The sequence below is a fragment of the Shewanella hafniensis genome (assembly GCF_019655335.1).
Classification (GTDB): Bacteria; Pseudomonadota; Gammaproteobacteria; order Enterobacterales; family Shewanellaceae; genus Shewanella; species Shewanella hafniensis.
Map to the genome: position 1 here is coordinate 1 of NZ_BPFD01000226.1, position 471 is coordinate 471.

1 protein-coding gene is annotated in these 471 nt (G+C 48.2%); it reads right to left on the reverse strand.

The window, feature by feature from the left end; genetic code table 11:
• The coding region (locus K5Q99_RS23175; protein WP_220778143.1) for a hypothetical protein at window positions 1-471 on the reverse strand (471 nt) is incomplete at both ends.

Genomic DNA, 471 nt, shown 5'->3' on the forward strand with positions numbered 1-471 from the left:
CCGCATTTCCCTCCTTTTTTTCCCTTTTCTCTTTTTCTTTCTTCCCTCTTCCTTTTCTTTCCCCCTCCCTCTTTCTTCTCTTTCCTCTCTTCCCTCTCCCCCCTTTCTTTTTCTTTTCCTTTTTCTTTCCCCTCTCCTCTTTCTCTCTTCTCCCTCTTTTCTTCTTTTCTCTCCCCCCTTCTTTCTCTTTCCCTTTTCTTTTCCTTCTTTTTTTTTCCTTTTTTCCCTTCTTCCTTCTTTCCCCTTCCCCCCCTCCCCCCCTCTTTCCCTCTTCTTTCTTCCCTCTCCTTTTCTCCTCTCCCCCCCTCTCCCTCCTTCCTCCTTTTTCCCTTCCCCTTTCTTCTCTTTCTCTTCTCCTCTCCTTCCCCTTTCCTCCCCCTTCCTCTCTTTCCCCCTTCCTCCCTCTTTCCTTTTCCTTCTCCCCCTCCTCCTCCTTTTTCCCCCTCTCTCTTCTTTCTTTCTTCTCCTCTC